Genomic DNA, 25,093 nt, shown 5'->3' on the forward strand with positions numbered 1-25,093 from the left:
GTCACTCCCCGAAGTCTTCCTCGATCTCCGGGGCGAGCGCGAACTCGGCCGGGTCGAGACCGATGATCTCCAGCTCGACCTGGCAGGCCGGGCACACGACGATCGACGTCACGCGTGCGTCGGGCGCCGTCGGGACGATCTCCTCGCACTCCGGGCAGGTGCTCGTCGTGGCGGTGGTCATGACGCACTCTCCTTCACGGTCTGGCTGTGGTGAACGGTGTGACTGTGGACGGTCCGGTCGTGCTCGCCGGCCGGGTCGGCCGGTGGAAGGGGACGGCCGCTCAGGACCGCCTCGGCGGCGGCGACCACGCGGTCCGGGCTGACACCGCCGGCGGTGAGCTGCTCGCGATGGCCGCCCGGCCGGGAGGCGAACGCGTCGCTCACCCCGACCCGCAGCACCCTCGTCGGCCGGTGTTCGGCGACGGCCTCGGCGACCGCGCCGCCCAGCCCGCCGATCAGCGAGTGGTCCTCGACGGTCACGATGCCGGCGGTGCGCTCGGCGGCCCGCACCACCGCGGCGACATCGAGGGGTTTGATGGTGTGCATGTTGAGGACGGTCGCCCCGACGCCCTGAGCGGCGAGCCGGTCGGCCGCCGCCAGCGCGAAGAGGACGGGGTGGGAGCCGGCCGCGACGATCGTGACATCGCTCCCGGCACGCAGTTCCACCGCCTCACCGACGGTGAAACCGGCGTCGCCGTCGTAGACCGGGTCGGTCGGGCCGCGCCCGAGCCGGATGTACACCGGACCGGGCAGATACGCCGCCGCCCTGACCATCCGCACCGTCTCGGCGGCGTCCGCGGGCGTCATCACCGTCATGTGGGGCAGTGCCCGCATCGCCGCGAGATCCTGCTGGGCGTGGTGGGTCGGCCCCAACTGGCCCGCGGACAGGCCGGAATGGGTGGCGACGATACGCACCGGCAGCCGGTGGTAGGCGATGTCGATCTTGACTTGTTCCAGCGCCCGGGCCGACGCGAACGCGGCCATCGTGTTGACGAAGGGCAGGATGCCGGTACTGGCCAGGGCCGCGCCGACGGACATCAGGTTGGCCTCGGCGATCCCGAGGTCCACGTACTGTTCCGGCAGGACGGCCTCGAACTGCTTCTCCAGCCCGCCCATGTCCGAGTCCAGGCACCAGATCCGCGGGTCGGCCTGCGCCAGTTCGAGCAGCGTGGCGCGGTAGGCGGCCCGGTCGGAGCCGTCCTGCCGCTCGCCCGCGACCGGCCGCGGCCGGCTCCCCACGCTCGGCGCGCCGCTCATGCCGAGGCTCGCAGGGCGGCCAGCGCCCGCTCGTAGGCCGCTTCGCCGAGCTTGGCGAAGTGGCTCTGCTTGCGGTGCTCCAGATGGCGCACGCCGCGCCCCTTGACGGTCTCGGCGATCAGCACGGTCGGGCGCCCCGGAACCGGTGCGGCCCGCAGGGCCGGGACCAGTTCGGCGAAGTCGTGCCCGTCGACCTCCGCCACCTGCCAGCCGAACGCCCGCCACTTGTCGGCCAGCGGCTCCAGCCCCATCCGGTTCTCGGTCGGACCGCTGATCTGGAGGCGGTTGCGGTCGACCACCGCGGTGAGGTTGTCCAGCTTCAGGTGCGCGGCCGCCATGGCCGCCTCCCACACCGAACCCTCCTGCAACTCGCCGTCGCCCATCAGGGTGAAGACCCGGTTGGGGCGCCCGGCCCGGCGGGCGGCCAGGGCCAGCCCGGTGGCCAGCGACAGACCGTGGCCCAGCGATCCGGTCGCGAACTCCACACCCGGCACCGCCGGGGTGGGGTGGGCCATCAGCCGCCCGGCGGGGGACCCGTAGGTGTCCAGCTCCGGCACGGGCAGGAAGCCCCGCTCGGCGAGCGTCGCGTACAGCGCCGCGCCGGCGTGCCCCTTGCTGAGGACGAAGTGGTCGCGCCCGGCCCAGTCCGGCTCCTGCGGGCGCACCCGCAGGACGGCGAAGTAGAGGGCCACGAGGATGTCGGCCGCCGACAGGGCGCCGCCCACGTGCGCGCCGTTCGCCCCGGCCCCGATCCTGAGCACATGCTCCCGGACCGCGAGCGCCCGGCCGCGCAGTTCGTCCCCGAGCGCGTCCTCACCCGTTTCGGGCTCGGCGGTCTGGACGCTCACGCCGGTACACCGGCCTTCTGCTCGTAGCCCTTGACGGCGGCCCACGGCGGCGCGTAGTCGAGGGCGCGGGCGAAGCGGGCGATGACGTCGAGGTTCTCCCAGACCCGCTCGAAGGCGGCCGCGTACTCGTCGAGCGCGGGGCCGGCCTCGGGGTTCAGGTGCATGCGCCGCAGGCACAGGGAGTCCTCGATGACCTGGCAGGTCACCGGGTAGTCGGCCAGGTCGTAGCGCTGCGGGTTGGTCCCGGGCAGCGACCACGGGTAGCCGTTGCCGTAGGCGTTCTGCTCCTGGAACACCGGCTGACCGGGCAGCGGGATGATCTGGTAGTGCGTCAGCGGCACGCCCTCCGCGAGCAGCGCCCGGCGCAGCGCCTGGCGGAACCGGCCCGGCGTCACCCCATCCAGGCCCGCCGCCTGCGGGTCGAAGCGGAAACGCAGCATGTGCCACATGTGGGTGCGGTCCTCGGGCACCGGCGGGACGACGATGCCGGGCAGCGCCGCCAGCCGGGACAGGAAGATCGGGATGTTCTTGTCGCGGCGCTCCTGGTACTCCCAGAACCTCGCCAGCTGCGACCGCGTGAAGGCGGCCAGCACGGAGCTGAGCTTGAGGTTCGAGCCGCGGGTGGCGGACACGTACAGCCGCTCCTCGGTGCTGAGGTCCTCGCCGAGGATGCGCAGGCTGCGGCAGCGCTCGGCGACGTTCTCGTCGTCGGTGACGATCAGGCCGCCCTCGCCGCAGGTCGGGACGCTCTTCTCCACGTTGAGGCTGAACACCGAGGCGGCGCCCATGGAGCCGGCGGTCTCACCGCGGTACTTGCCGCCCTGCGCCTGCACGGCGTCCTCGACCACCAGCAGGTCGTACTTGCGGGCCAGCGCCCGGATCTCGTCCATGTCGGCGGGCAGACCGCCGAGGTGCACCGGGACGATCGCCCGTGTGCGGGAGGTGATCTTCGCCTCGATCTGGGTCACGTCGATGTTGAACGTGACCGGGTCGATGTCCACGAACACCGGGATCGCCAGCTGGTACAGCGGCGCCATCGCGGTGGCCACATAGCTGAGTGCCGGGACGATGACCTCGTCGCCGGGCTGGAGGCCGAGGGCGGTCAGCGCCAGCTCCAGCGCCACCGTGCCGCTGTTGACGGCCACCGCGTAACGGGTGTCGCAGAACTCGGCCCACTCCCGCTCCAGGCCGCTGATCTCCTGCTCGTTCTTCGCGCCCACCGTGAACTTGCGGCTGTCCAGGGCCCGCAGCACGGCGTCCTTGTCCGCCTGCGTCACCACCGGCCACTCCAGCCGCCGATGCTCCGGACGAACCACGGGCTTGCTGCCGAACATCGCCAGCTGCGCCTTCATGTCTCTCCCCTTGTGAGCGGACCAGGTCCCGCCCGGTCCGTGTCGCCGGAAATGCATGAACCCGAATCAGTGCGGAGCCGCCCACGTCGCCGTGGGGCCGACCCCGCCGTGGACGCTACGGCGGGCCGCTCTTGCCGTGTTCTCACGGCGCTATCCGCCCGGTCACTTCCCCCGGTGAGCGCCGGTGCACGGGCCCGCGGCCGGCCGTCGCGGACCGCAGAGGGCGACGGGACCGGCCCCCGCCCGGTCCGTGGACCGGCCCCGCGCGGTGATACCGCCGTGAGAGCGCCGTGAGAGAAGCCGTGCCTACCGTGTCCCCCGTCCGGACCGATGGCCCAAGCAGGAGGTGTGCGCGGGGTGGACACCACAGGAACCGGCCGGAGCACGGTGACGACGGCCGACTGGCGGCTGTCCGACGAGGTGCCGGAGCGGGTGGCCGCCAGCTGCCTGTACGACTCCGCGGGCTGGTTGCGCGCCTGGGAGGACATAGGCGTCGAAAAACGCTCCAGACACGCGTACGTACACACCGACCCGGCGCACCCCGACGGGGCCTCGGTCCTCCCGCTCTACGCCGTGCACGAGTGCCCGTTCTGGGACGGCTACGAGCGGCAGGTCGACCTGGTGGGCCGGTTCGGCAACCCGGTGATCTTCGCCGGCTCCCCGTACTCCATGTACGGCAAGCGCGGACACGTGCCCGCCGCGCTGGTCCGGGGCGCGCACACCACCGCCATGGAGTGGATCGCCTCGGGCTCCGCCGAACTGCTCGTCGTGCCCAACCTCACCGAGGAGGGCGTCGCCGACTGGCTGGAGACGGCTGGGCCGCCGGTCGGCCGCATCCTGCTGGAGCGCACGTACAGCTGCGACCTCGACCTCGACGCCGGCTTCGAGCAGCACATGTTCCGGGTCACCAACAAGATCAGGCGGGACGTGCAGCGCCGACTGCGCCGCGCCGACGAGCGCGGCCTGACGATCCGCATGGTCGAAGGGCCCGAGGCGCACGCGCTGGTGCCCGCCGCGTACCCGCTGACCGTAGACACCAGCGACAAGAACGACTGGCCGGCGCTGTTCGACGAGGACGCGCTGCACGGCATGCTGCGGGTGCCCGGCGCGATGATGGTCGCCGCCGAGGTGGACGGCCGGCTCGTCGGGGCCTTCTTCGCCTTCCGGCGCGGCACGGAGGTGACCTTCATGTGCGGCGGGGTGGCCTACGCCACCCTGCACGACCTGAGCACCTACGTGGCGCTCATGTACCGCAGCACCGAGTGGGCCTACGAGCAGGGCATGCGGCGCCTGGAATGGGGGCGCGACAACTACCGCTTCAAGGAGCGCCACGCCCTGACCGGGACCGACCTGTGGGCCCTGGTCTACGCCCCCGGGCCCCGTCCGGACCTCGAACCGGCGCTGGCCCACATGGACCGGGTGCTGTCCGCGTACATCAGAGGAGACTGACATGAAACCCGGACGGCGCCGGATCGCGCTGCTCCTGGCAGCCGTCATCAGCGTCAACGCGTCGTACACGGTGATGATCCCGTTCGTGCCGGACCTGGAGGACCGGGCGGGGGCCGGGCCGGTCGTCGTCGCGCTGACCTTCGCCCTGTTCGCGGGCGCCAAGGCGCTGGCGCAGCCGGTCGGCGGCTGGTGGGTCGACCGGTGGCGCGCGGACCGCGTCGCGATGCTGTCCATGCTGACCGCCGCGGCCGGCATCGCGCTCACCGCGCTGGCCCGGGACAGCGCCACCCTGCTGACCGCCCGGGTGGTCTGGGGGATCGGCGAGGGACTGGTGTCCCCGGCCCTCTACGCCGGGATGACCGCGCTGTGCCGGCAGCACGAGATCCCCACCAGCCGGATGATGGGCAACTTCGGGTCGGCCGCGGTGGCCGGGTTCCTCCTCGGCCCGCTGATCGCCGGAGCGGCCGTGCCCGTCGGCCTGACAGGACTGTTCCTCGCCGGCGCCGTGATCACCGCGGCCACGGCGGTCGGGCTGGTCCTCGCCATCCCCGGGCAGCAGGCCCCGCAGCCCGAGGAGGAGACGGAACCCGCGCCAGGGGCGGACGCGCCCGCGGCGGGGCCCGCGCCGACCCGGTGGTGGGTGTGGGCCCTCCTGCTCGGCGGGCTCGACATGTTCACCTTCCTCGTCTACTCGGCGCTGGAACCCCTCCTGCCGGAGTACCTGAGCAGCGGAGCCGACTCCTCGGCCCGCACGGTGATCTCCGTCGTCTTCGTCGCCGGACTGGCCGTCTCGGGCCTGGCGATGTGGCTGCTGGGCCGGTTCACCCTGCCGCTGCGCACGCTCGCGGCGACCGGACTGGGCTTCACGGCCGTCGGCCTGTGCGCCATGGCCGCCACCGCCCACTTCGTGGCCGTCGGTCTGAGCTTCATGGTCTACATGTTCGGCTACTCGACGCTGTTCCTCACCGCCCGGCGCGGGATCGTCGAACTGAAGGCGGCCACGTCCGACGACGGCAAGGCGTTCGGCCTGTTCGGCCTGGTATCGGACCTCGGCAACGTCCTCGGCCCACTGCTCGGCGTCGCGCTCTACGCGGTGAACCACCGCCTGCCCTTCCTCCTCCTGGGCGCCGTGAGCGGCCTGGTCCTGCTGGCCCTCGCCGCCGTGGCCCGCCGCACCGGCCTGCCCGGCGCCGCCGGCAAGGCCGGCCCGGTGACGGGGGCGGCGGCACGCGGCACCGACGCCCCGGCGGCGGTACCGGCCACCACCGCGGCGGAAGCGGACGGGCGTTGACGGCGGGTGGGTGAACCCCCGCACACGTGAACCGTATTCCGGCTTCTCCCTTCGGAACGGACAATGAGAGGACGGCACTTCGGACCGAAGGAGACGGAATGGGGAAACGAGCGGCGAGTCTCGCACTGGTCGGCGCGGCTTTGGCGGCGACGACGCTCGGCGCCTCCGCCGACGCGCAGGCGCAGTCCGGGCTCCTGTGTCCGAGCAACGCCATCTGCCTGTGGCGCGGCCAGTACCACACGGGCGCCCGCTATGTGTGGACGGGCGGCTACCGCGACCTGCCGGGCGACTTCACCGATCACGTCGGCTCCTTCCGGGCCAACCGGACCGGCGCCTTCATCGACTGGGCCGCCGGCAAGGTCTGCCACCCGGTGCGCAAGGGCGACTACGGCGACTTCTACCTGCGCGGATTCGGCGGGAAGATGGACGCCGTGGGCGACAACTGCTGAGATCCCGCGAATCGCACCCGTGCACCGCGCCCCGCCGGCCACTGGCCCGGCGGGGCGCGGTGCTGTCGGCGGTGCGGGAGAGTCCGCGACGGGCGGGCGAGGGTTGCCGCCGGGCCTTCAGGCCGGGTGAACTAGGCTGGCGCGTGACCGGGCAGGCGGTCCGTGCGTCCGGGGAGACGGTGCGTACGCCCGCGACCGCGCTGTCGGTCGGGACCACGGGACGGCCCTGGCACCGCCGTTCGCCCGACACGCTGCTCTCGCCGCTGGAGATGTGATGCAGTCCTACGCCCGCACCCGACAGACCCGGCTGCCCGGCCTCGGGACGAAGTACGAGCTGGACACCGAGGCCGGACGCCGTCTGTCGATCGTCGTCCGCACGGACGGACAGCGCGTCCTCGCCCTGCACGACCCGGAGGACGAGGACAGTTGCAGCGACGCCGCAGCGCTGACCACCACCGAGGCGGCCACGCTCGCGAAACTGCTCACACCCGACCCCGTCCGATTGCGCCATCAGCTCGAACTCGACCTGGTCACCGAGCACATCGAGGTCACCAAACGCTCGCCGTACGCCGGCCGCACCCTGGGCGCCACCCAGGCGCGCACCCGGACCGGGGCATCGATCGTGGCCGTGCTCCGCCGCACCGACGCCGTTCCCTCGCCGACGCCCGATTTCCGGTTCGCCGCCGGTGACGTGCTCGTCGTCGTCGGCACCCGCGAAGGCGTCGACGGCGTCGCCGAACTGATCACTGGGGGGTAGACCGTCCATGCACGACATGACCGCCTTGCTCATAGAACTGGGCGCCATCATCCTCGGCCTGGGCCTGCTGGGGCGCCTGGCCGGCCGCGTCGGGTTCTCGCCCATCCCGCTCTACCTCCTGGCCGGCCTCGCCTTCGGTCAGGGCGGCGTCATCCCGCTGCGCGCCAGCGAGTCGTTCGTCGCCACCGGCGCCGAGATCGGTGTCATCCTGCTGCTGCTCCTGCTGGGTCTGGAGTACAGCGCCTCCGAACTCGTCACCAGCCTGAAGACGCAGTACCCGTCCGGCGCCGTGGACTTCGCCCTCAACGCCGTCCCCGGTGCGGTGGCCGCCCTGCTGCTCGGCTGGGGCCCGATCGCCGCCGTCGCCCTCGCCGGCGTCACCTGGATCTCCTCCTCCGGCGTCATCGCCAAGGTCCTGGGCGACCTGGGACGCCTCGGCAACCGCGAGACCCCCGTCCTGCTCGGGGTGCTGGTCATGGAAGACCTCGCCATGGCCGTCTACCTGCCGATCCTCACCGCCCTGCTGGCCGGGTTCAGCCTCGCCGGCAGCAGCCTCACCCTCCTCATCTCCCTCGGCACGGTCGCCGCCGTCCTCTTCGTCGCCCTGCGCTACGGCCACCACATCAGCCGCGCGGTCTCCTCCGACAACGCCGAACTGCTGCTCCTCGTCGTCCTCGGCCTGACCCTCCTGGTCGCCGGCGTCGCCCAGCAGCTCCAGGTCTCCGCCGCCGTCGGCGCCTTCCTCGTGGGCATCGCCCTGTCCGGCGAGGTCGCCGAGGGCGCCAGCAGCCTGCTCACCCCGCTGCGGGACCTGTTCGCCGCCGTCTTCTTCGTGTTCTTCGGCCTCTCGACCAACCCGGCGGACATGCCGCCCGTCCTGCTGCCCGCCTTCCTCCTGGCTGTGGTCACGGCCGGCACCAAGATCGCCACGGGCTGGTACGCGGCCCGCCGGGCGGGCATCAGACGGGCCGGCCGCTGGCGGGCGGGCGGCGCGCTCGTCGCCCGCGGCGAGTTCTCCATCGTCATCGCCGGGCTCGCCGTCGGCACCGAACCCCGCATCGGCCCTCTGGCCACCGCCTACGTCCTCATCCTCGTCATCATGGGCCCCCTCACCGCCCGCTGGACCGAGCCCGTCGTCCGCCGCCTGACCCGCCCCGCGCCCAAGGCGGAGCAGCAGGAGAGCCCCCGGCCGGCTGAGGCGGAAGGCGTGTCCGCGTCCCAGTGACGGCGCCGGTCCCACCGACGGGCCCGTCCCCGGGGTGTTCCGCTTCCCGGCGGCCCCCCCGGTGTCCCGCTTCAGGGCGTCCGGAGCCCGGCCGGGCGGCCCCGTCAGTACACGTCGCGGACGTAGCGCCGGTCCGCGGACAGGCGTCGTACGTAGGCGGCGGCCGCCTCGGGGTCCATGCCGCCGTGGGTGGCGGCGATGTCCCGCAGGGTCCGGTCCACGTCCTTGGCCATGCGCCCGGCGTCGCCGCAGACGTAGAAGTGGGCGCCGTCCTCGAGCCACTCCCACAGCCGTGACCCGTGCTCGCGCATCCGGTCCTGGACGTAGATCTTGTTGCGCTGGTCACGGGAGAAGGCCAGGTCGAGACGGGCGAGATGGCCGGAGGCGCGGTACGCCTCCAGCTCCTCGCGGTGGTAGAAGCCGGTGGCCCGGCGCTGCTCGCCGAAGAAGAGCCAGTTGGCGCCGGTGTGACCGCGGGCCAGCCGGTCCTCCAGGAAGCCGATGAACGGCGCCACCCCGGTCCCCGGCCCCACCATGATCATGGGCGTGGCGGGGTCGGCGGGCGGCCGGAAGTGCGGTGAGCGCTGCACGAACACCTGGACGGGACCGTCGTCCGCGCAGTCGGCGAGATAGGTCGAGCAGACGCCCCTGCGGTCCCGGCCGAGCCGGCTCGCGTAGCGGACGACGGAGACGGTGAGACGTACCTCGCCGGGCCGCGCGAGCGGACTGGAGGAGATGGAGTACAGCCGGGGCTGGAGGCGCTTGAGAACGCCCGCCCACTCGGCCGCGGAGGCGCGGACGGGGAACTCGGCGACGACGTCGGCGGCCTGGCGGCCCCAGCTCCACTGCGCGAGCGCGTCCTTGTTGTCCGGGCGCAGCAGCCGCTTCAGGCCGTGGTCGCCGGTGCGCTCGGTCACGAACCTGAGCAGGTCCGTGGTGACGCGGGAGATGTCCAGCCGGGTGCGCAGCGCCTCCGCCAGCGGCAGCGGCGGGCCGTCGGCCAGGTCGACCGGCTCGTCGGGGTCGAGTCCGGTCAGGGCGAGCCATTCGGCGACCAGCCCGTTGCCGTTGACCGGCCAGACGCCGAGGGCGTCACCGGCGTCGTAGGCGAGTTCGCCGTCGCGGGTGTCGAAGGCGAACTGCCGTACCTCCTTCTGCGAACCGGGCAGGCTGAGCAGCCTGTTGCCGACGAGCAGGGTGGAGAAGGGGGACGACCTGGTGTACCCGGGCGGGGCGGGGGCGGTGGCGGGGGAGGCCGGTGCGGCGGAGGTGCGGGCGGGCGCGGCCGGGTCGTCCGTCTGTCGGCCGGCGGGCGGCTCCTCGGCGGTCGTCGTCAGGGCGGCGGTCACCTGGTCGAGCCACCGTCCGGCCGTCTCCGCGTAGTCGGGCTCGCAGTCGGCGCGGGGCACGAGGCGGGTGGCGCCGAGGGCGGCGAGGCGCTCGTCGAGCCGGCGGCCGTGGCCGCAGAAGTCGGCGTAGCCGGAGTCGCCGAAGGCGAGGACCGCGTACCGGACCCCGACGAGCCGCGGGGCGTGCGGGGCGGTCAGGGCCTGCCAGAAACCGGCGCCGCTGTCGGGGGCGTCGCCGTCGCCGAAGGTGCTGGTGACGAGGAGGACGTCGGTGCCGGCGGTGAGGCGGTCCGGGGTCGCGTCGGCCATGGACAGCACCTCGGGGGCACGGCCGGTCCGGCCGAGGTGTGCGGCGGCGCCGGCGGCGAACTCCTCGGCGGTGCCGGTCTGGGAGGCCCACAGGACGAGCAGGGGGCGGGCCGGTGCGGCCTCCGGCGGGGCGGTCCGCGCGGCCGTCCGTGCCCCCGCTGGTACGGCGGTGGCCGTGCGCGCGAACATGCCGGCGAGGACCCCCTCGACCCACAGGGCGCGGCCGTGCTCGATGGGCGCGTCCGGCGGCAGGACGGGGACCCTTCCGTCGGGCGGGGTCAGGGCGAGGCCGGAGAGGTAGCCGGCGAGGTAGCGGCGTTCCGGCTCGGCGAGCGGGGCGGGGGCGAGGTCGGTCACGCCGAACAGGGCGGCGAGGGCCCGGACGGGGGAACCGTCGGGAGCGGTCGCCGCCTCGGCGGGCCGTGCGGGTGCGGCGTCAGAGGGCACGGGTGCGGTCTTGGGCTGGGTGGTCGGGCGGGACGCCGGGGCGGGGACGGCCGTCGGAGTGAGGGCGACGGCGCACACCTTGAACTCGGGCTGGAAGGAGACCGGGTCGACGGCGTCGTTGGTGACGGCGTTGATGCTGAGGTATTCCCCGAACAGGTCGTTCCAGTGGAACGGGGCGAAACACACGCCGGGCCGGACCCGGTCGCTGATCACGGCGGGCAGGACGGCGCGCCCGCGACGGGAGGCGACCTCCAGGCGGTCGCCCTCCGCGACCCCGAGGGCTTCGGCGTCCTCGGGGTGGACCTCCACGAAGGGACCCGGGTCGAGCCGGTTGAGCTTGGCGACCTTGCCCGTCTTGGTCAGGGTGTGCCACTGGTGCTGGAGGCGGCCGGTGCTGAGGACGAACGGATAGTCCTCGTCGGGGAGTTCGGCGGGCGGCAGATGCGGGCGGGCGTAGAACCGGGCGCGTCCGCTCGGGGTGGGGAAGGCCAGCCGGGGGCGGCTTCCGTCCTCGCGCACCAGCAGGGTCTGGCTGACGCCGTCGTTGAGGTAGCGGATCGGGTTGCGGTCCGGGCCGTCGGCGGCCGGTGCGGGCCACTGCACGGGCGTGGTCCGCAGCCGTGCGTAGTCGACACCCCGCAGGTCCCAGCCGGTCGCCGGGTTCCACGCCTGCCTCAGCTCCTCGAACACCTCCTCGGCACACGTGTAGGAGAAACCGTCGGCGAAGCCCATGGCGCAGGCCACCTCGGCGATCAACCGCCAGTCGGGCAGGGCCTGTCCGGGCGGATCGGCGACGCCCGGGACGAGGGTGAGGTTGCGCTCGGAGCTGACCATGACGCCGTCGGACTCCGCCCACAGCGTCGCGGGCAGCACCACGTCCGCGTAGGCGTTGGTCTCCGTCTCGGCGAACACGTCCTGGGTCACCACGAGTTCGGCGGCCTCCAGACCGGCGATGACGGTCCGGCGGTTGGCCACCGAGGCGACCGGGTTGGTGCAGATGATCCAGCACGCCTTGATGTCTCCGGCCGCCATCCGCTCGAACATCTCGACGGCGCCCCGCCCGGCCCCGGTGCGCAGCGAACCCTGCGGGACGCCCCACAGGTCTTCGACGAAGGCCCGCTCGGCGTCGACCAGCACGGAGCGCTGGCCGGGCAGTCCGGGACCCATGTAGCCCATCTCCCGGCCGCCCATCGCGTTGGGCTGGCCGGTCAGTGAGAACGGTCCGGCGCCGGGGCGGCAGATGGCGCCGGTGGCCAGGTGAAGGTTGATGAGGGCGTTGGTGTTCCAGGTGCCGTGGGTGGACTGGTTCAGGCCCATGGTCCAGCAGCTCATCCACGCGCCGGCCTCGCCGATCCACCGCGCGGCCCGCCGGATGTCGGCCTCCGGGACACCGGTGATCTCCGCGACCTTCGAGGGCGGGTAGTCCGCGAGGAAGGCGGGCATCTCCTCCCAGCCCTCGGTGAACTCGGCGATGAACTCCTCGTCTGTGTGGCCGTTCGCCACCAGCAGGTGCAGCAGCCCGTTGAGCAGGGCGAGGTCGGTGCCGGGCCGGACCGGCAGGAAGAGGTCGGCCTTGTCGGCGGTGGCGGTGCGCCGTGGGTCCACGACGATCAGCCTGGCGCCCGCCGACTTCACCCGGTCCATCATGCGCAGGAACAGGATGGGGTGGCAGTCGGCCATGTTGGAGCCGATGACGAGGAACACGTCCGCGTGGTCGAAGTCCTGGTAGGAGCCGGGCGGCCCGTCCGCGCCGAGCGACAGCTTGTAGCCGGAGCCCGCCGACGCCATGCACAGCCGCGAGTTGGACTCGATCTGCTGGGTCCGCACGAAGCCCTTGGCCAGCTTGTTCGCCAGGTACTGGGCCTCCAGGGACATCTGCCCGGACACGTAGAAGGCCAGCGCGTCCGGACCGTGCTCGTCCAGGATCGCCCGCAGCCGGGCGGCGACCGTCGCGACGGCCTGGTCCACGTCGGCCGGCGTGGGCTGGGCGCCGCGCTCGGCGCGGACCAGCGCCCGGTCGAGGCGTCCTGGCGCGGCCATCATGTCCGCGCTGGTCGCGCCCTTCGTGCACAGTCGGCCGCGGTTGGTGGGATGCGCCTTGTCCCCGACGGCCTTCGCCACCCGCCGCCGGCCGTCGGCCGGGTCCCGCACCACCTCCAGCACGATCCCGCAGCCGACCCCGCAGTACGAGCAGACCGTGCGGACGCTCTCCTTCTCCGAGCCGGCTGCCACCGGGCCTCCATCCCTACGGCTGTGTCACGCGTGTCGTCCCGGACCGCCTCCTTCGCTCCTCGAGCGGGGGGCGGCCCCATGACCAGCACCGTAGAAAGACGGCGTTTCCGCTCCGTCACAGGCCGGGAACGCCCGCCATTACACCTCACGCACACCTCCGGGCACGGGCCTGTGAGGGCGCCCGCGCCCCGAGACGGATGTCGAGTCCATCGGGGGCCGCCAGCCGCACTCCAGGTGCTGCAGCACGTACCGCAGGAGGCGCCGCGGGGGGCGGGCCGGAATCCGGTCCGCCACGAGGACGCCCGTCCCGGTCCGCGCGGTGCCTCCGCGGAGGGGACACGGGCCGGCGCCCCGGCTGATCGCCGTTCCGGTGGGCGCGCGAGGGAGGACTTCCGCCGTGGCGCCGGTCCGCGAAGAGCGCTCCGGCGCCGGTCGGCAGAGGCGGTACGGCCCCCGATCGCCCCCGGGTCAGGCGAGTTCGGGCTGCGGTTCGGGCTGCGCCACCGCCGGCACGGCCTGCGGGGCCGTGCCCCACAGCTTCGTGGTCCGCGCGTAGTTGTGCACCACCGAGGCCATCGCCAGGATGAGCAGCGGGCCGTACAGCCAGGGACGGGCGGCCAGTTCCGTCGGCAGCCAGCGGTACGCCACCAGCAGTGCCGTGAACACCACCGTGCCGTGGGCGACCAGCTGGACGCTGGAGCGGTCCCAGCCCCGGGCGAACGCGCGCATCGCCGCCTCGATGGTGACCGCGAAGACCACGCCGGCGACCAGGTCGGCGCCGTAGTGGTAGCCGAAGCCCAGCGTCGCGGTGAGGGTGGCGACCAGCCAGAACGCGCCCGCGAAGCGCATCAGCCGCGAGCCCTGGCGGGTGTGGATGAACAGCGAGGTGGCCCACGCGGTGTGCAGGCTCGGCATGCAGTTGCGCGGGGTGACGCCGTCGAACGGCATCGCGTGCGGGGTGCCGACCGGCGACGGCGTGCCGGGCCACAGGTCGGCCGTCGCCCAGTGCCCGCCGTCGGCGCCGTAGGCGAAGATCGGCCCGACGACCGGGAAGATCATGTAGACGGCCGGCCCGATCAGGCCGATCACCAGGAAGGTGCGCACCAGGTGGTGCTGCGGGAACCGCCGCTCGACCGCCACGTTCCGCAGCTGGTACAGCCCGACGATCGCCGCCGCCAGCGGAAGCTGCCCGTAGACCAGGTGCAGGAAGTAGTAGCCGAACGCTCCGGTGGCGTCCACGAACTGCCCGACGAGCCACGACGGATTGCCGAGGGCGTGGTCGGCGGTCGCCACGTACTGGTCGAGCACCGTGGGGCGCGTCTTCGACGTGATGACCAGCCAGGTGTCGCCGATCTTGTGACCGGCCACCAGCAGCAGCCCCAGCCCGACGCCCTTCAGCAGCAGCGTCCGCTCCCGGCCGCCGCGGCGCGTCACCGCGAGCACCGCGCAGCCCAGGATCACCCACAGTGCGCCGTTGCCGAAGATCAGGGGGGCCCCGGCGATCCACCGCACCAGGAGGAAGACGAGGTCGATGCCGATCGCCGCGCCGAGCGCGATGACCCGCTGCCGCCAGGTGAGCACCACCATCGTCAGCGCCAGACCGGCGTACAGCAGCGGCCCGGAACGCGGGGCGAATATCACCTCACGGGCCAGATTGCTGACCGGGCCCGCCATGCCGTAATGGTGGGCGGCGAATTCCAGCGCGACGATGAACGCGACCGTGGCCACACCCGCCACGGTCCACAGCACCGTCTGCGGGCGGCGCCAGGGCGTGGAGACGGGGCCGGAGGCGGGATCGGGGGAACCGTCTCTTTGTGTCGGTATTCGCGTTGTTATTCGTGTCGGATTGGTTTTCAATTGTTCGGCTCGTTCGCTCGGTATGGGGAGAACAGGTCGATTTTTATGTTGTTTGGCATGATTTCCCGGTGAAGAGTGGCGATCGGGGAGATCGTCGCGAGTTCGAACATGCTAACGCCACGGTGTGGGCGGGTTTCGCTGGTTACGGACGGTGCCGGGGCGTCGGAGGGCGGGGGTTGTCCGGAGGACCCGCGGCGCGAGGGAAAATGGTTGCCTTGTGAAACCAGAAAGCGTGAAGGGTTCCCCATGCCGCACCTCACCATCGACTGTTCCGAGCAGCTGGCCGACGCCCTCGACCGGCCTGCCCTGCTGAGGGAACTGCACCGGCTGGTCCTGCGGGACTCCGGCTCGACGGGTGTGTGCAAGACGGCCTTCCGCCGGGCCGAGACGTACGTCGGCGACGGGGCGGGCGGCTTCGTGCACGTGGAGGTCGGCCTCATGCCCGGGCGCTCCGAGGCGCTGAAGGCGCGGCTGTCCGAGCACATCCTGACCCTGCTCGTCGCCTGCCTGCCGGCGGCCCGCGGGGGCGGGGCGACCTGCTCGGTCGAGGTACGGGACCTGGCAGGCTCCTACCGTCTGTTCCCCACCGCGCGGCCGCCCCGGACAGCGGGCGCACCCGCCTGCGAGCGGCCGCGGGCGGCCCGGGCCTAGAGCCGCCGCGGACGCCTCAGGGGCGGCAGAGCGGTGGGGGCGGGGCGGCCGGGAGCGGGCCGGCGGTGGGGCGGGCGCGGCGGCGGATGCTCGGGATGCGCGGGCGGCGTCGCTGCGCAAGCGTGGGCTCAGTGGGCGGCAGGCGCCGCACGAAGCGGTGCGGCGCCCCCGTCGCCGACCGGTGCCTCGGCGTCCTCGCCGAGCTGGGGGCCCTTACCGTTCCGGCGTCCACCTTTCCGGAGCTTTCCATGGTTACGAAGCACAGCTGGTACCGGCCGTCGAGCACGGCGGAACCGATGGCGCGTGACGCGTCCCCGCCCAGATCGTCGGCGTCCGACTGGGGACTCCTCCTCATCCGGATCACCTTCGGAGTGCTGATGGCCGGGCACGGCGCGCAGAAACTGTTCGGCCTCTTCGGGGGCGGCGGACTGACGGAGACCGGCCGGGGGTTCGCGGCCCTGGGCTACCGCCCCGGCAAGCTCTTCGCCGTGACCGGGGGACTGTCGGAGCTGCTGGGCGGCCTCGGGCTGGCCCTCGGACTCCTGACGCCGCTGGCCGCCGCCGCCTTGATCGGCGTGATGATCAACGCCATGGCGACCGTGACCGGGGCGCACGGTCTGTGGGACACGAACGGGGGTGTCGAGTACAGCGTCTGCATCACCGTGGTGGCCCTCGCCGTGGCCCTGATCGGCCCCGGCCGGTTCGCCGTCGACCGGTTCTTCCGCTGGGGCCCGGGCGGCTGGCCAGAGGGAGCGCTGGCGCTCGGGCTGGGAGGTGTGGGCGCCGCGATCACGCTCAGCCTCTGAACCGCTGAGGAGCGGCCACGCCGTCAGGCGTGGCCTGAGGCTTCCGAGAGGCCGCGTCCGGCAGGATCGGGACCATACGAGAACCCCGAGAACCGGAGGAACCGACATGTCCAAGCCGCCGCTGCCGCCCGACGCCGTGGAACTGCTGCGCCGCCCCAACCCCTGTGTGATGGCCACCCTGCGCTCCGACGGGGCGCCGGTCTCCACGCCCACCTGGTACCTGTGGCAGGACGGCCGGGTCCTGATCAGCCTGGACGAGGGGCGGGTCCGCCTGCGCCATCTGCGCCGCGACCCGCGGGTGAGCCTCACCGTCCTGGCCGGGGACGACTGGTACACCCACGTCACCCTGATCGGCCGCGCCGCCGAGCTGCGCGAGGACGAGGGCCTGGCCGACATCGACCGGATCTCCGCCCACTACACCGGCAACCCCTATCCCGACCGCGTCCGGTCTCGGGTGAGCGCCTGGATCGAGGTCGAGCGCTGGCACGGCTGGGGCACGTTCAAGGACAGCGACCAGGCTTCCACCTGAGCCTCCGGCCGGGCGCTCGGCACGGCGCCGGGCACGACGGGCACGGCGGCCGTCCGCCCGCCGGGCGCGCCGCCGCGCCCGCCGTGTCAGCGCGTGCCCGCCGTGTCGGCCCGCACCCGGCGCGTCAGCCCGTGACCGGCCGGAAGCGGCGCCGGTACTCCGTCGGCGTCGTGCCGAGCCTGCGGCGGAACGCCCGCACGAGGGTGTCCGTCGTGCCGAACCCGCAGACCGACGCTATGCGTTCGAGGGTGTCGTCGGTGGACTCCAGCTGGTGGCGCGCCCGTTCCACCCGGGCGGACTCGACGTAGACGCCCGGCGTCGTACCGAGTTCGGTCTTGAAGATCCGGGTCAGCTGCCGCTCGCCGACATGCGCGTACGCGGCGAGTTCCGCGACGCCGAGCCGTTCCCCGAGGTGCTCGGCCACGTAGTGGCGCAGGTCCTCGACGCGCCGGGTCGTGGAGACGGGATCGAGAGGAACGCTGAACTGGCTCTGCCCGCCGGGCCGTTTCAGGTACATCACCAGCTGCCGGGCGATCCGCAGCGCGACCTCCTCGCCGAAGTCGTCGGCGACCAGGGCGAGCGACAGGTCGAGACAGGCGCTGATCCCCGCACCGGTCCAGACCTCGCCCTCGCGGATGAAGATCGGGTCGGCGTCGACCTCTACCGCCGGATGCTCCTCGGCCAGTTGCCGCGCGGTGGACCAGTGGGTGGTGGCGCGCCTGCCGTCGAGCAGTCCGGCGGCGGCGAGGATGTGCGCCCCGACGCAGACCGACGCCACCCGCCGGGCCCGTCCGGCGAGGGCCCGCACCCGGTCCACCACCACCGGGTCGGCGACGGCGCGGACGCGGCGCCGCCCGTCGATCTCCACCGAGCCGGGCACCAGCAGGGTGTCGATGCCGCGGCGGGCCACCTCGTCGAAGGTGGCGTCGGGCAGGACGCGGACGCCCGAGGCGGTGGTGACGGGCGCCGGCGTCTCGGCGACCAGGGCGACTTCGTAGCCCACCGTGCCGCCGGTCTCGCGCCGCAGCAGGGAGAACACCTCGGGCGGTCCGGTGACGTCGAGCAGGTCGACGCCCTCGAAGAGGACGATGACGACGAGTCGTCCCTCGGTGTTCATGACGCTCCGTCGGGTCGGGCGGACCGGTGAGGCCGGGAGGGCGGCGGGGCCGGTCGCGGTGATGTCGGGATCTGCATGTTAGACGTCATTGCCGACGTGCCGTCACCGCCCGTAGGTTTTCGGAGGAGGCCCGCCGCGAGGAACGGGCGGCCCGATCCGACACACGTGTGCACCACGTATCCGTACGTGTGCGCCACTCGTGTGTCACCGCACGTATGCGCATCCCACGCACGTACTCACATGTATCCGAAGGGGGACACACCCATGGCCGGCACGACCCTGCGCGCACTCAACGGCTTCGACGAGACGCCCGCCGCGCTCGCCGACTCGACCCTGATCCTGGTCGACTACCAGAACACCTACGCCGGCGGCGTGATGGAGCTGGAGGGCTGGCAGACCGCCCTCGACAACGCCGCCGCCCTGCTCCGCCGGGCCCGGGAGGCCGGGACGAAGGTCGTCCACGTCATCAACGACGGCGGCCCCGGCACCCCGTACGACATCCACGCCGAGATCGGCCGCATCCACCCGAGCGTCGCACCGGCCGAGGGTGAGCCGGTCGTCGTCAAGAAGCTCCCCAACTCGTTCGTCGGCACCGATCTGGCCGACCACGTCGACGCGGCCGGCCACAAGGACGTCATCGTCGTCGGGTTCATGACGCACATGTGCGTGCTGTTCACGGTGGAGGGCGCGTTCCTGCGCGGCAACCGGCCCACGGTGGTCGCCGACGCCTGCGCGACCCGGCCGCTGCGGGGAGCCGGCGTCGAACTGACCGCCGAGCAGATCCACCACGGTGCGCTCGCCACCGTCGCCGACCTCTACGGCGTAGTCGTCGCCTCGGAGAAGCACCTGACCTGAGGCCCGGCGGCCACGACGGACGGGGGAGGCAGGGGGCGGAGACGGGGAAGCGGGGGAAGGGGGAGAAAGAGCGTACGATCGTACACCCCGGAGTGTACGATCGTACGCGTGCCCACCGACCACTTCGCAGACGACCCCCGGACCAACCTGGAGCGCATGCTCGCCGGTGATCTCTACATCGCCGACGACCCCGAGATCGCCCGCCGGCAACAGCGGGCGGTGCGGCTGGCCGCCCGCTACCAGGCCGCCTACGCCGAGGACGCCGACGGCGCCCGCCCGGTCCTCGCGGAGCTGCTGGGCGCGCTGGGGGAGGGGGCCCACGTGCGGCCGCCGCTGTACGTGGACTACGGGAGCAACATCACGATCGGCGCGCGCACCTTCGTCAACCACAGCCTCACCGCGCTCGACGTCGCGGCCATCGTCATCGGCGAGGACTGCCAGATCGGCCCCAACGTCCAACTGCTCACCCCCACCCATCCCCTGGAACCCCGGCCCCGCCGCGACAAGCTCGAAGCGGCACGGCCCATCACCATCGGGAACAACGTGTGGCTCGGCGGCGGCGCCATCGTGCTGCCGGGTGTGACCATCGGGGACAACGCGGTGATCGGCGCCGGTGCGGTGGTCACGAAGGACGTCCCGGCCGACGTGGTCGCCGTGGGCAACCCGGCCCGCCCGGTCCGCAGCCTCTGAGGCCGCGCCGGAGCACCCCATGGCCACCGGACAGACCGATCCGCGCCGCCGCGACCGGATCATCGACGCCGCCCTCGACCTGATCGCCGAAGAGGGACTCGCCGCCGTCTCCCACCGCAAGGTCGCCGCCCGAGCCGGAGTGCCGCTGGGCTCGATGACGTATCACTTCGACGGCATCGACCAGCTGCTCCGGGAGGCCTTCGGGCGCTTCACCGACCACATCGTGGCCGTCTTCGACGCGCGCCTCGGCGCGGCCGCCGGCCCCGACGAGGCGCGGGCCGCCGTGGCCGGCCTCGTCCACGCGCTGTCCGAGGGGGACCCGCGCGACCTGGTGCTCACCCAGGAGCTGTACACGCTCGCCGCGCGGCGGCCCGCCTACCGGGAGCTCACCCGGGAGTGGATGCGGCACAGCCGCACCCACCTGGAGAAGCACTTCGACCCCGACACGGCCCGCCAGCTCGACGCCCTGATCGAGGGCCTGACCCTGCACCGCGCCCTCACCGGCGACCCCCACGACCGGGCGCTGACCCTGGAGGCCGTCACCCGCATCACCACGGGCGGCGACGCCGTCGCGACCCCGCCGCCGGACCGCGGACCGTGAGGGACTACCGTCCCTACCGTCCCGCAGGGGACCTGTACCGACTCGTCCCCCGGTGGGCCGAAGGAGAACAATGCGCGTGATCGCCTTGGCGACGACCGGCCCGTCGGCCGGGAGCCCGGCGCAGCCGACCCTGGGCCGGCTGCTGTCCTCCTGGCAGCCCGACGTGCCGGCGCTCGTCCTGGTCCTCGTCCTCGGCGGGCTGTACGGCTGGGGCGTGCTGCGGGTGCGCCGCCGGGGCGGGGCCTGGCCGCCGGCCCGGATCGCCGCCTTCGCGGTGCTCGGCCTCGGCGCGCTGGTGGTGGCGACGATGTCGGCGCTGGCCGTCTACGACCATGTGCTGTTCTGGCCGGCCGCGGTGCAGAACGTCCTGCTCGACCTCGTCGCGCCGCTCGGCCTTGCCCTCGGCGACCCGCTGCGGCTCGCCGTCGAGGCGCTGCCGTCGGCCGGGGCGGCCCGGGTGCGGCGGGCGGTCTCCGGCAAGGCGGTGCGGGCGCTGACCTTCCCACTGGTCAGCACCGCTCTGGTGCTCACCACGGAACTGGTCGTCTACTTCACGCCGTACTTCGCCACCGCCCTGCGCGTGGGCTGGCTGCACGAGCTGATGTACCTGCACCTGCTGGCGGCGGGCTGCCTGTTCGTCGTGCCGGTCCTCACCCACGAGCAGGCGCTGCCCGCCTGGTGCACGCATCCGGTGCGGGCCGCGCTGGTGTTCCTGGACGGCATCGTCGACGCGGTGCCCGGGGTCGTGGTGATGACGCACGGCACACTGATCGCGGGCGCCTGGTATCTGCACCACGCCCCCGCGTGGTCGCCGGACGTACGCCACGACCAGCAGATCGGCGGCGGCGCCATGCTGAGCATCGCCGAACTGGTCGCGCTGCCCTTCCTGCTGGCGATCCTGGTGCAGTGGGCGCGGGCCGAGCGCGCCCAGAACGCGGCCCTGGACCGCCGCCTGGACGCGGAACTCATCCGCGCCGCCCCGCCCGCCGCCGAGCGCCCCGGCCACCCGGAGCAGGCTCCGCCGGCAACGCCCGCCGATCGTGTACGGCCCTGGTGGGAGACCGAGCGGAACGACGTGGCCGACCGCATCCGCCGCCAGCACGACAACTCCTGACGCGGTCCGTCGAGCCGGGACGTCCGCGTGCGCCTCGGCCGCGCCCTCCCGCAGCACCGCCGCGTCCCGGTCCCCGGCCAGCGCCTGGGGGATCCGGTGCCCGCCGCCGCGTCCGTCGCCTGACCCCCGCCCCGCGCGATGCGTTCGTGCGCCGAGGAACTGCCGACCGAGGTCGGCCTCGCGCACCGGCTGCGGCACCGCGCCGACCGGCTCTGCGGCGGCCGGCGGCAGCGCATCGCCCTCGCCCGGGCACTCCTGCTCGAATCCGGACTGCTCCTCGTGGACGAGTCCACCGCGGCCGCCGACCGGGAGCGGGCGGCCGGCGTCGTGGACCTCCTCGTCACTAGGACCCACCGGCACGGCCGCGTGACCGTGGCCACCAGGCACGAACCCGTGGGGACGCGGGCCGCCGACCACGTGGTCCACATCACTCGCCGGCACACGACGTCGGTCGCTCCGCCCCGCCCCCCGCCGTCACCCGACCGGACCAAGACGCCCGGCCGGATGACGGCGGGACACACCGGACGGCCGTCCGCGCGGACGCCGCCCGGTGCGCCACCACCGGGCACCGGCGACCGCCACCCAGCGGTGCGCCGCACGGGGCAGCCCGGGGCGCACCGGCGCACCACCCGGGACTCCGTTCGGCCTGAGCCGGGCGCGCGTCCGGCGCGCGCCGCACATCGCACCCTTGCACACTGCAAGGGCGGGTACCCGGCCCTGCGGTGGCGGCCCGGCCCGCCGCCCCCGTACGGCCGGCGCGGGCCGGGCGTACGGTCCTCGCCCGGCACGGTCCTGGAAGGCGGTCGCCCTGATGAGTCGCACCCGTCCCGTCGACGCCCCCGCGGTGGACGTGGCCGCCCTGGAGGCGGCGCTGCGCGAGAGCGTGGACGCCGAGGTCCGCTTCGACGCCGGGAGCAGAGGCGCGTACGTCACGGACGGTTCCAACTACCGTCAGGTGCCCCTCGGCGTGGTCGTCCCGCGCAGCGTGGAGGCGGGCGCGCAGGCCGTGCGGGTGTGCGCGCGGTTCGGCGCGCCGGTCCTCTCGCGCGGCGGCGGCACCAGCCTCGCCGGCCAGTGCACCAACGCCGCCGTGGTCATCGACTGGACCAAGTACTGCGACGCCCTGGTCGCCGTGGACCCCGACGCCCGCACCTGCGTGGTCGAACCCGGCATCGTCCTGGACCAGCTGAACAAGCGCCTGTCGGGCCACCGGCTCCAGTTCGGGCCCAAGCCCTCCACCCACAGCCACTGCGCCCTCGGCGGGATGATCGGCAACAACTCCTGCGGCGCCTCCGCGCAGGCGTACGGCAAGACCGTCGACAACGTGCGCCGCCTGGAGATCGTCACCTATGACGGACTGCGCATGTGGGTGGGCCCCACCTCCGAGGCCGAACGGGCGAGGATCGCCGCCGAGGGCGGCCGCAGGGCCGAGATCTACGCGGGCCTGGAGCGCATCGCCACCGAGTACCTCGCCGACATCCGCCGCGGTTACCCGAAGATCCCGCGTCGCGTCTCCGGCTACAACCTCGACTCGCTGCTTCCCGAGAACGGGTTCGACGTGGCCCGTGCCCTGGTCGGCAGCGAGGGCACCCTGGTGACCGTACTGCGCGCCGAACTCGACCTCGTTCCGGTGCCGAAGTACCAGTCGATCCTGGTCCTCGGCTACCCCGACATCTGCGCCGCCGGCGACGACGTGACCCGGCTGCTGGAGCACTGCGAACCAAGTCAACTGGAGGCGCTGGACGGGCGGATGGCGCAGCTCATGCGCGAGGAGGGCGCCTATCTGGAGTCCCTCGCCGTGCTGCCCGAGGGCGACAGCTGGCTGATGGTGCAGTACAGCGGGGACAGCCAGGAGGACGTGGACGGGCAGGCGCACGCCCTGCTGCACGCGATCGGCCGCAGCGAGAAGGACCCGGACGTCGCCTTCTCCGACGACCCCGAGCGCGAACAGCGGATGCTCAAGGCCCGCGAGGCCGGACTCGGCGTCACCGCGCGCCCGCCGGACGACCGGGAGACCTGGGAGGGCTGGGAGGACTCCGCCGTCCCGCCCGAACACCTCGGCGACTATCTGCGCGACCTGAAGCAGCTGTTCGAGGAGTTCGACTACGACCACCCGTCCCTGTACGGGCACTTCGGGCAGGGCTGCGTCCACACCCGGATCCCGTTCGAACTCAAGACGGCCGAAGGCGTCGCCCGCTTCCGGCGATTCATGGAGCGCGCCGCCGAACTCGTCGCCTCCTACGGCGGCTCCCTGTCCGGCGAGCACGGCGACGGCCAGTCCCGCGGCGAGCTGCTGGTGAGGATGTTCGGGCCGCGACTGGTGACCGCGTTCGGGGAGCTGAAGCGGCTGTTCGACCCGGACGATCGGATGAACCCCGGCAAGGTCGTCGACCCCAACCCGCTCGACGGTCAGCTCCGCCTCGGCGCCGACTGGCGTCCCACGCCGCTGGAGACGCAGTTCGGGTATCCGGAGGACGACCACTCCTTCACCCGCGCGGTGATGCGCTGCGTCGGCGTCGGCAACTGCCGCAGCCACGAGGGCGGCGTGATGTGCCCGTCCTACCGGGCGACCAAGGAGGAGGAGCACTCCACCCGCGGCCGGGCCAGGCTGCTGTTCGAGATGCTCGACGGGCACGCGGACTCCACGATCACCGACGGCTGGCGCTCCACCGAGGTCAAGGACGCTCTCGATCTCTGCCTGGCCTGCAAGGGCTGCAAGTCGGACTGCCCGGTCAACGTCGACATGGCCACCTACAAGGCCGAGTTCCTCTCCCACCACTACGAGGGCCGGCTGCGCCCCGCCGCGCACTACTCGCTGGGCTGGCTCCCGGTGTGGGCCCGCCTGTCCCGTCTCGCGCCCGGACTGGTCAACTCACTGCTGCGGGCCCCCCTGTTGGGCAGGGCCGGGAAGCTGCTCGCGGGCGTGGCGGGGGAGCGGGAGGCGCCGGTCTTCGCCGAGGAGTCCTTCCTCCAGTGGTGGCGGGGGCGCTGCGGCGGCGATACCGCCGGGCCCGATCCGGCCGATCCGCGCACCGTGCTGCTGTGGCCCGACACGTTCAGCACCTACTTCCACCCCTCCATCGCGAAGTCGGCCGTACGGGTCCTGGAGGACGCCGGTTTCCGGGTCGCCGTACCCACCGAGCCCGTCTGCTGCGGACTGACCTGGATCTCCACCGGGCAGCTCGGCACCGCGAAGAAGGTGCTGCGGCGCACCCTCGACGTCCTGCGGCCCTACCTGGAGGCGGGCACCCCGGTCATCGGCCTGGAACCCTCCTGCACCGCCGTGTTCCGGGCCGATGCCGTCGAACTCATGCCCGCCGACCAGGACGTGCAGCGGCTGACCGATCAAGTGCGCACGTTGGCCGAGCAGTTGGTGCACCACGCGCCCGACGGCTGGCGGCCGCCGACGGTCACCCGGCAGGCGACCGTGCAGACCCACTGCCACCAGCACGCGATCATGAAGTTCGACGCCGACCGAGAACTCATGCGCCGCGCCCACCTCGACGCCGACGTCCTGGACGAGGGCTGCTGCGGCCTGGCCGGGAACTTCGGCTTCGAACGCGGCCACCACGAGGTGTCCATGGCCGTCGCCGAACAGGGCGTCCTGCCCGCAGTCCGCGCCGCGGCCCCCGACGCGCTCGTCCTCGCCGACGGCTTCAGCTGCCGTACCCAGATCGAACAGGGCGGCACCGGCCGCCGGGCCCTGCACCTGGCCGAGGTGCTTGCCCTCGGCCTCGACGGGAACCTGCCCAGTGAGCAGCCCGAACGCCTGGCCGAGCGGCCCGCCCGCCCCTCCCGCACGGCCCGGTGGGCGGCCACCGCGGCCGTCGCCGGCCTCACCGCGACGGCCGCGACCGCCACCGGCCGCGCGGCCCTGAGACGGTCGCGCCGACCCTGACCGCGCCCGA

20 protein-coding genes and 1 pseudogene are annotated in these 25,093 nt (G+C 73.2%); 14 read left to right on the forward strand and 7 right to left on the reverse strand.

What is annotated here, in order from left to right; genetic code table 11:
* Position 1 precedes the first annotated feature (1 nt).
* Genes AB0N63_RS21150 through AB0N63_RS21165 form a run of 4 tightly spaced genes read right to left on the reverse strand, consistent with a single transcriptional unit; the run spans position 2 to position 3,457 of the window.
* A complete protein-coding gene (locus tag AB0N63_RS21150; RefSeq protein WP_019983408.1) occupies positions 2–181 on the reverse strand; it encodes a hypothetical protein in 180 nt (59 codons plus the stop codon).
* Positions 178–1,257 carry a transketolase C-terminal domain-containing protein gene (locus AB0N63_RS21155; RefSeq protein WP_365530537.1) on the reverse strand — a complete coding sequence of 360 codons (1,080 nt, stop codon included), beginning with the start codon at positions 1,255–1,257 and terminating at the stop codon, positions 178–180. The genes AB0N63_RS21150 and AB0N63_RS21155 overlap by 4 nt, the downstream gene beginning before the upstream one ends.
* A complete protein-coding gene (locus AB0N63_RS21160) occupies positions 1,254–2,105 on the reverse strand; it encodes a transketolase (protein ID WP_365530538.1) in 852 nt (283 codons plus the stop codon). The genes AB0N63_RS21155 and AB0N63_RS21160 overlap by 4 nt, the downstream gene beginning before the upstream one ends.
* Complete coding sequence (locus AB0N63_RS21165; RefSeq protein ID WP_365530539.1) at positions 2,102–3,457, reverse strand: DegT/DnrJ/EryC1/StrS family aminotransferase; 1,356 nt, start codon at positions 3,455–3,457, stop codon at positions 2,102–2,104. Before AB0N63_RS21165 ends, AB0N63_RS21160 begins: the two co-directional genes overlap by 4 nt.
* 357 nt (positions 3,458–3,814) lie before the next feature.
* Here AB0N63_RS21165 and AB0N63_RS21170 point away from each other — a divergent pair, with 357 nt between their 5' ends.
* The 5 genes from AB0N63_RS21170 (at position 3,815) to AB0N63_RS21190 (ending at position 8,628) form a co-directional block, all read left to right on the forward strand.
* Positions 3,815–4,906: a GNAT family N-acetyltransferase gene (locus AB0N63_RS21170; RefSeq protein ID WP_365530540.1), complete on the forward strand. Its 1,092-nt coding sequence runs from the start codon at positions 3,815–3,817 to the stop codon at positions 4,904–4,906.
* Position 4,907: 1 nt separating this feature from the next.
* Positions 4,908–6,197, forward strand: a complete 1,290-nt coding sequence (locus AB0N63_RS21175; RefSeq protein ID WP_365530541.1) for an MFS transporter — start codon at positions 4,908–4,910, stop codon at positions 6,195–6,197.
* Positions 6,198–6,295: 98 nt separating this feature from the next.
* Positions 6,296–6,646, forward strand: coding sequence for a hypothetical protein (locus tag AB0N63_RS21180; RefSeq protein WP_365530542.1), 351 nt, complete (start codon positions 6,296–6,298; stop codon positions 6,644–6,646).
* A 274-nt stretch (positions 6,647–6,920) separates the two neighbouring features.
* Entirely contained in the window at positions 6,921–7,403 is a 483-nt protein-coding gene (locus AB0N63_RS21185; RefSeq protein ID WP_365530543.1) for a TrkA C-terminal domain-containing protein, read from the forward strand.
* A 7-nt stretch (positions 7,404–7,410) separates the two neighbouring features.
* Positions 7,411–8,628, forward strand: a complete 1,218-nt coding sequence (locus tag AB0N63_RS21190; RefSeq protein WP_365530544.1) for a cation:proton antiporter — start codon at positions 7,411–7,413, stop codon at positions 8,626–8,628.
* Between the two features lie 104 nt (positions 8,629–8,732).
* Here AB0N63_RS21190 and AB0N63_RS21195 read toward each other — a convergent pair whose 3' ends face one another.
* Together AB0N63_RS21195 and AB0N63_RS21200 are read right to left on the reverse strand one after the other, a co-directional pair.
* Positions 8,733–12,965: a molybdopterin-dependent oxidoreductase gene (locus AB0N63_RS21195; protein WP_365530545.1), complete on the reverse strand. Its 4,233-nt coding sequence runs from the start codon at positions 12,963–12,965 to the stop codon at positions 8,733–8,735.
* Between the two features lie 468 nt (positions 12,966–13,433).
* Complete coding sequence (locus tag AB0N63_RS21200) at positions 13,434–14,714, reverse strand: phosphatase PAP2 family protein (RefSeq protein ID WP_365530546.1); 1,281 nt, start codon at positions 14,712–14,714, stop codon at positions 13,434–13,436.
* 354 nt (positions 14,715–15,068) lie between these two features.
* On the opposite strand from AB0N63_RS21200, the gene AB0N63_RS21205 reads away from it, so the two are divergent.
* From AB0N63_RS21205 to AB0N63_RS21215, 3 genes are all read left to right on the forward strand, one after another.
* Complete coding sequence (locus tag AB0N63_RS21205) at positions 15,069–15,473, forward strand: 5-carboxymethyl-2-hydroxymuconate delta isomerase (RefSeq protein ID WP_365530547.1); 405 nt, start codon at positions 15,069–15,071, stop codon at positions 15,471–15,473.
* A gap of 248 nt (positions 15,474–15,721) precedes the next feature.
* The gene (locus AB0N63_RS21210; RefSeq protein ID WP_365530548.1) at positions 15,722–16,279 is read left to right on the forward strand and encodes a DoxX family membrane protein; all 558 of its coding nucleotides are present in this window, start codon (positions 15,722–15,724) and stop codon (positions 16,277–16,279) included.
* 106 nt (positions 16,280–16,385) lie between these two features.
* Positions 16,386–16,808 carry a PPOX class F420-dependent oxidoreductase gene (locus tag AB0N63_RS21215; RefSeq protein WP_365530549.1) on the forward strand — a complete coding sequence of 141 codons (423 nt, stop codon included), beginning with the start codon at positions 16,386–16,388 and terminating at the stop codon, positions 16,806–16,808.
* Positions 16,809–16,932: 124 nt separating this feature from the next.
* On the opposite strand, the gene AB0N63_RS21220 is transcribed toward AB0N63_RS21215, so the two are convergent.
* Positions 16,933–17,925 carry a DJ-1/PfpI family protein gene (locus tag AB0N63_RS21220; protein ID WP_365530550.1) on the reverse strand — a complete coding sequence of 331 codons (993 nt, stop codon included), beginning with the start codon at positions 17,923–17,925 and terminating at the stop codon, positions 16,933–16,935.
* A 264-nt stretch (positions 17,926–18,189) separates the two neighbouring features.
* Here AB0N63_RS21220 and AB0N63_RS21225 point away from each other — a divergent pair, with 264 nt between their 5' ends.
* The 6 genes and pseudogenes from AB0N63_RS21225 to AB0N63_RS21250 all read left to right on the forward strand — a co-directional run bounded on the left by AB0N63_RS21225 (position 18,190) and on the right by AB0N63_RS21250 (position 25,083).
* On the forward strand, positions 18,190–18,780 hold the full coding sequence (locus AB0N63_RS21225) for a cysteine hydrolase family protein (protein ID WP_365530551.1): 591 nt from the start codon (positions 18,190–18,192) through the stop codon (positions 18,778–18,780).
* Between the two features lie 108 nt (positions 18,781–18,888).
* A complete protein-coding gene (locus AB0N63_RS21230) occupies positions 18,889–19,470 on the forward strand; it encodes a sugar O-acetyltransferase (protein WP_365530552.1) in 582 nt (193 codons plus the stop codon).
* A 19-nt stretch (positions 19,471–19,489) separates the two neighbouring features.
* Positions 19,490–20,071: a TetR family transcriptional regulator gene (locus AB0N63_RS21235; RefSeq protein WP_365530553.1), complete on the forward strand. Its 582-nt coding sequence runs from the start codon at positions 19,490–19,492 to the stop codon at positions 20,069–20,071.
* A 70-nt stretch (positions 20,072–20,141) separates the two neighbouring features.
* Positions 20,142–21,185 carry a cytochrome c oxidase assembly protein gene (locus AB0N63_RS21240; protein WP_365530554.1) on the forward strand — a complete coding sequence of 348 codons (1,044 nt, stop codon included), beginning with the start codon at positions 20,142–20,144 and terminating at the stop codon, positions 21,183–21,185.
* Between the two features lie 138 nt (positions 21,186–21,323).
* Positions 21,324–21,470, forward strand: a pseudogene (locus tag AB0N63_RS21245) (ATP-binding cassette domain-containing protein); the annotation flags it as partial.
* 526 nt (positions 21,471–21,996) lie between these two features.
* Entirely contained in the window at positions 21,997–25,083 is a 3,087-nt protein-coding gene (locus AB0N63_RS21250; RefSeq protein WP_365530555.1) for an FAD-binding and (Fe-S)-binding domain-containing protein, read from the forward strand.
* The last annotated feature ends 10 nt before the right edge of the window (positions 25,084–25,093 follow it).

Origin of the sequence: Streptomyces sp. NPDC093260 (assembly GCF_040683715.1) — a bacterium.
GTDB lineage: Bacteria > Actinomycetota > Actinomycetes > Streptomycetales > Streptomycetaceae > Streptomyces > Streptomyces sennicomposti.

Bases quoted from the DNA above. Each gene is read 5' to 3' on its own strand.
- AB0N63_RS21150 (WP_019983408.1), bottom strand. From the start codon at position 181: ATGACCACCGCCACGACGAGCACCTGCCCGGAGTGCGAGGAGATCGTC.
- AB0N63_RS21155 (WP_365530537.1), bottom strand. From the start codon at position 1,257: ATGAGCGGCGCGCCGAGCGTGGGGAGCCGGCCGCGGCCGGTCGCGGGC.
- AB0N63_RS21165 (WP_365530539.1), bottom strand. From the start codon at position 3,457: ATGAAGGCGCAGCTGGCGATGTTCGGCAGCAAGCCCGTGGTTCGTCCG.
- AB0N63_RS21175 (WP_365530541.1), top strand. From the start codon at position 4,908: ATGAAACCCGGACGGCGCCGGATCGCGCTGCTCCTGGCAGCCGTCATC.
- AB0N63_RS21180 (WP_365530542.1), top strand. From the start codon at position 6,296: ATGGGGAAACGAGCGGCGAGTCTCGCACTGGTCGGCGCGGCTTTGGCG.
- AB0N63_RS21185 (WP_365530543.1), top strand. From the start codon at position 6,921: ATGCAGTCCTACGCCCGCACCCGACAGACCCGGCTGCCCGGCCTCGGG.
- AB0N63_RS21190 (WP_365530544.1), top strand. From the start codon at position 7,411: ATGCACGACATGACCGCCTTGCTCATAGAACTGGGCGCCATCATCCTC.
- AB0N63_RS21205 (WP_365530547.1), top strand. From the start codon at position 15,069: ATGCCGCACCTCACCATCGACTGTTCCGAGCAGCTGGCCGACGCCCTC.
- AB0N63_RS21210 (WP_365530548.1), top strand. From the start codon at position 15,722: ATGGTTACGAAGCACAGCTGGTACCGGCCGTCGAGCACGGCGGAACCG.
- AB0N63_RS21215 (WP_365530549.1), top strand. From the start codon at position 16,386: ATGTCCAAGCCGCCGCTGCCGCCCGACGCCGTGGAACTGCTGCGCCGC.
- AB0N63_RS21220 (WP_365530550.1), bottom strand. From the start codon at position 17,925: ATGAACACCGAGGGACGACTCGTCGTCATCGTCCTCTTCGAGGGCGTC.
- AB0N63_RS21225 (WP_365530551.1), top strand. From the start codon at position 18,190: ATGGCCGGCACGACCCTGCGCGCACTCAACGGCTTCGACGAGACGCCC.
- AB0N63_RS21235 (WP_365530553.1), top strand. From the start codon at position 19,490: ATGGCCACCGGACAGACCGATCCGCGCCGCCGCGACCGGATCATCGAC.
- AB0N63_RS21240 (WP_365530554.1), top strand. From the start codon at position 20,142: ATGCGCGTGATCGCCTTGGCGACGACCGGCCCGTCGGCCGGGAGCCCG.
- AB0N63_RS21250 (WP_365530555.1), top strand. From the start codon at position 21,997: ATGAGTCGCACCCGTCCCGTCGACGCCCCCGCGGTGGACGTGGCCGCC.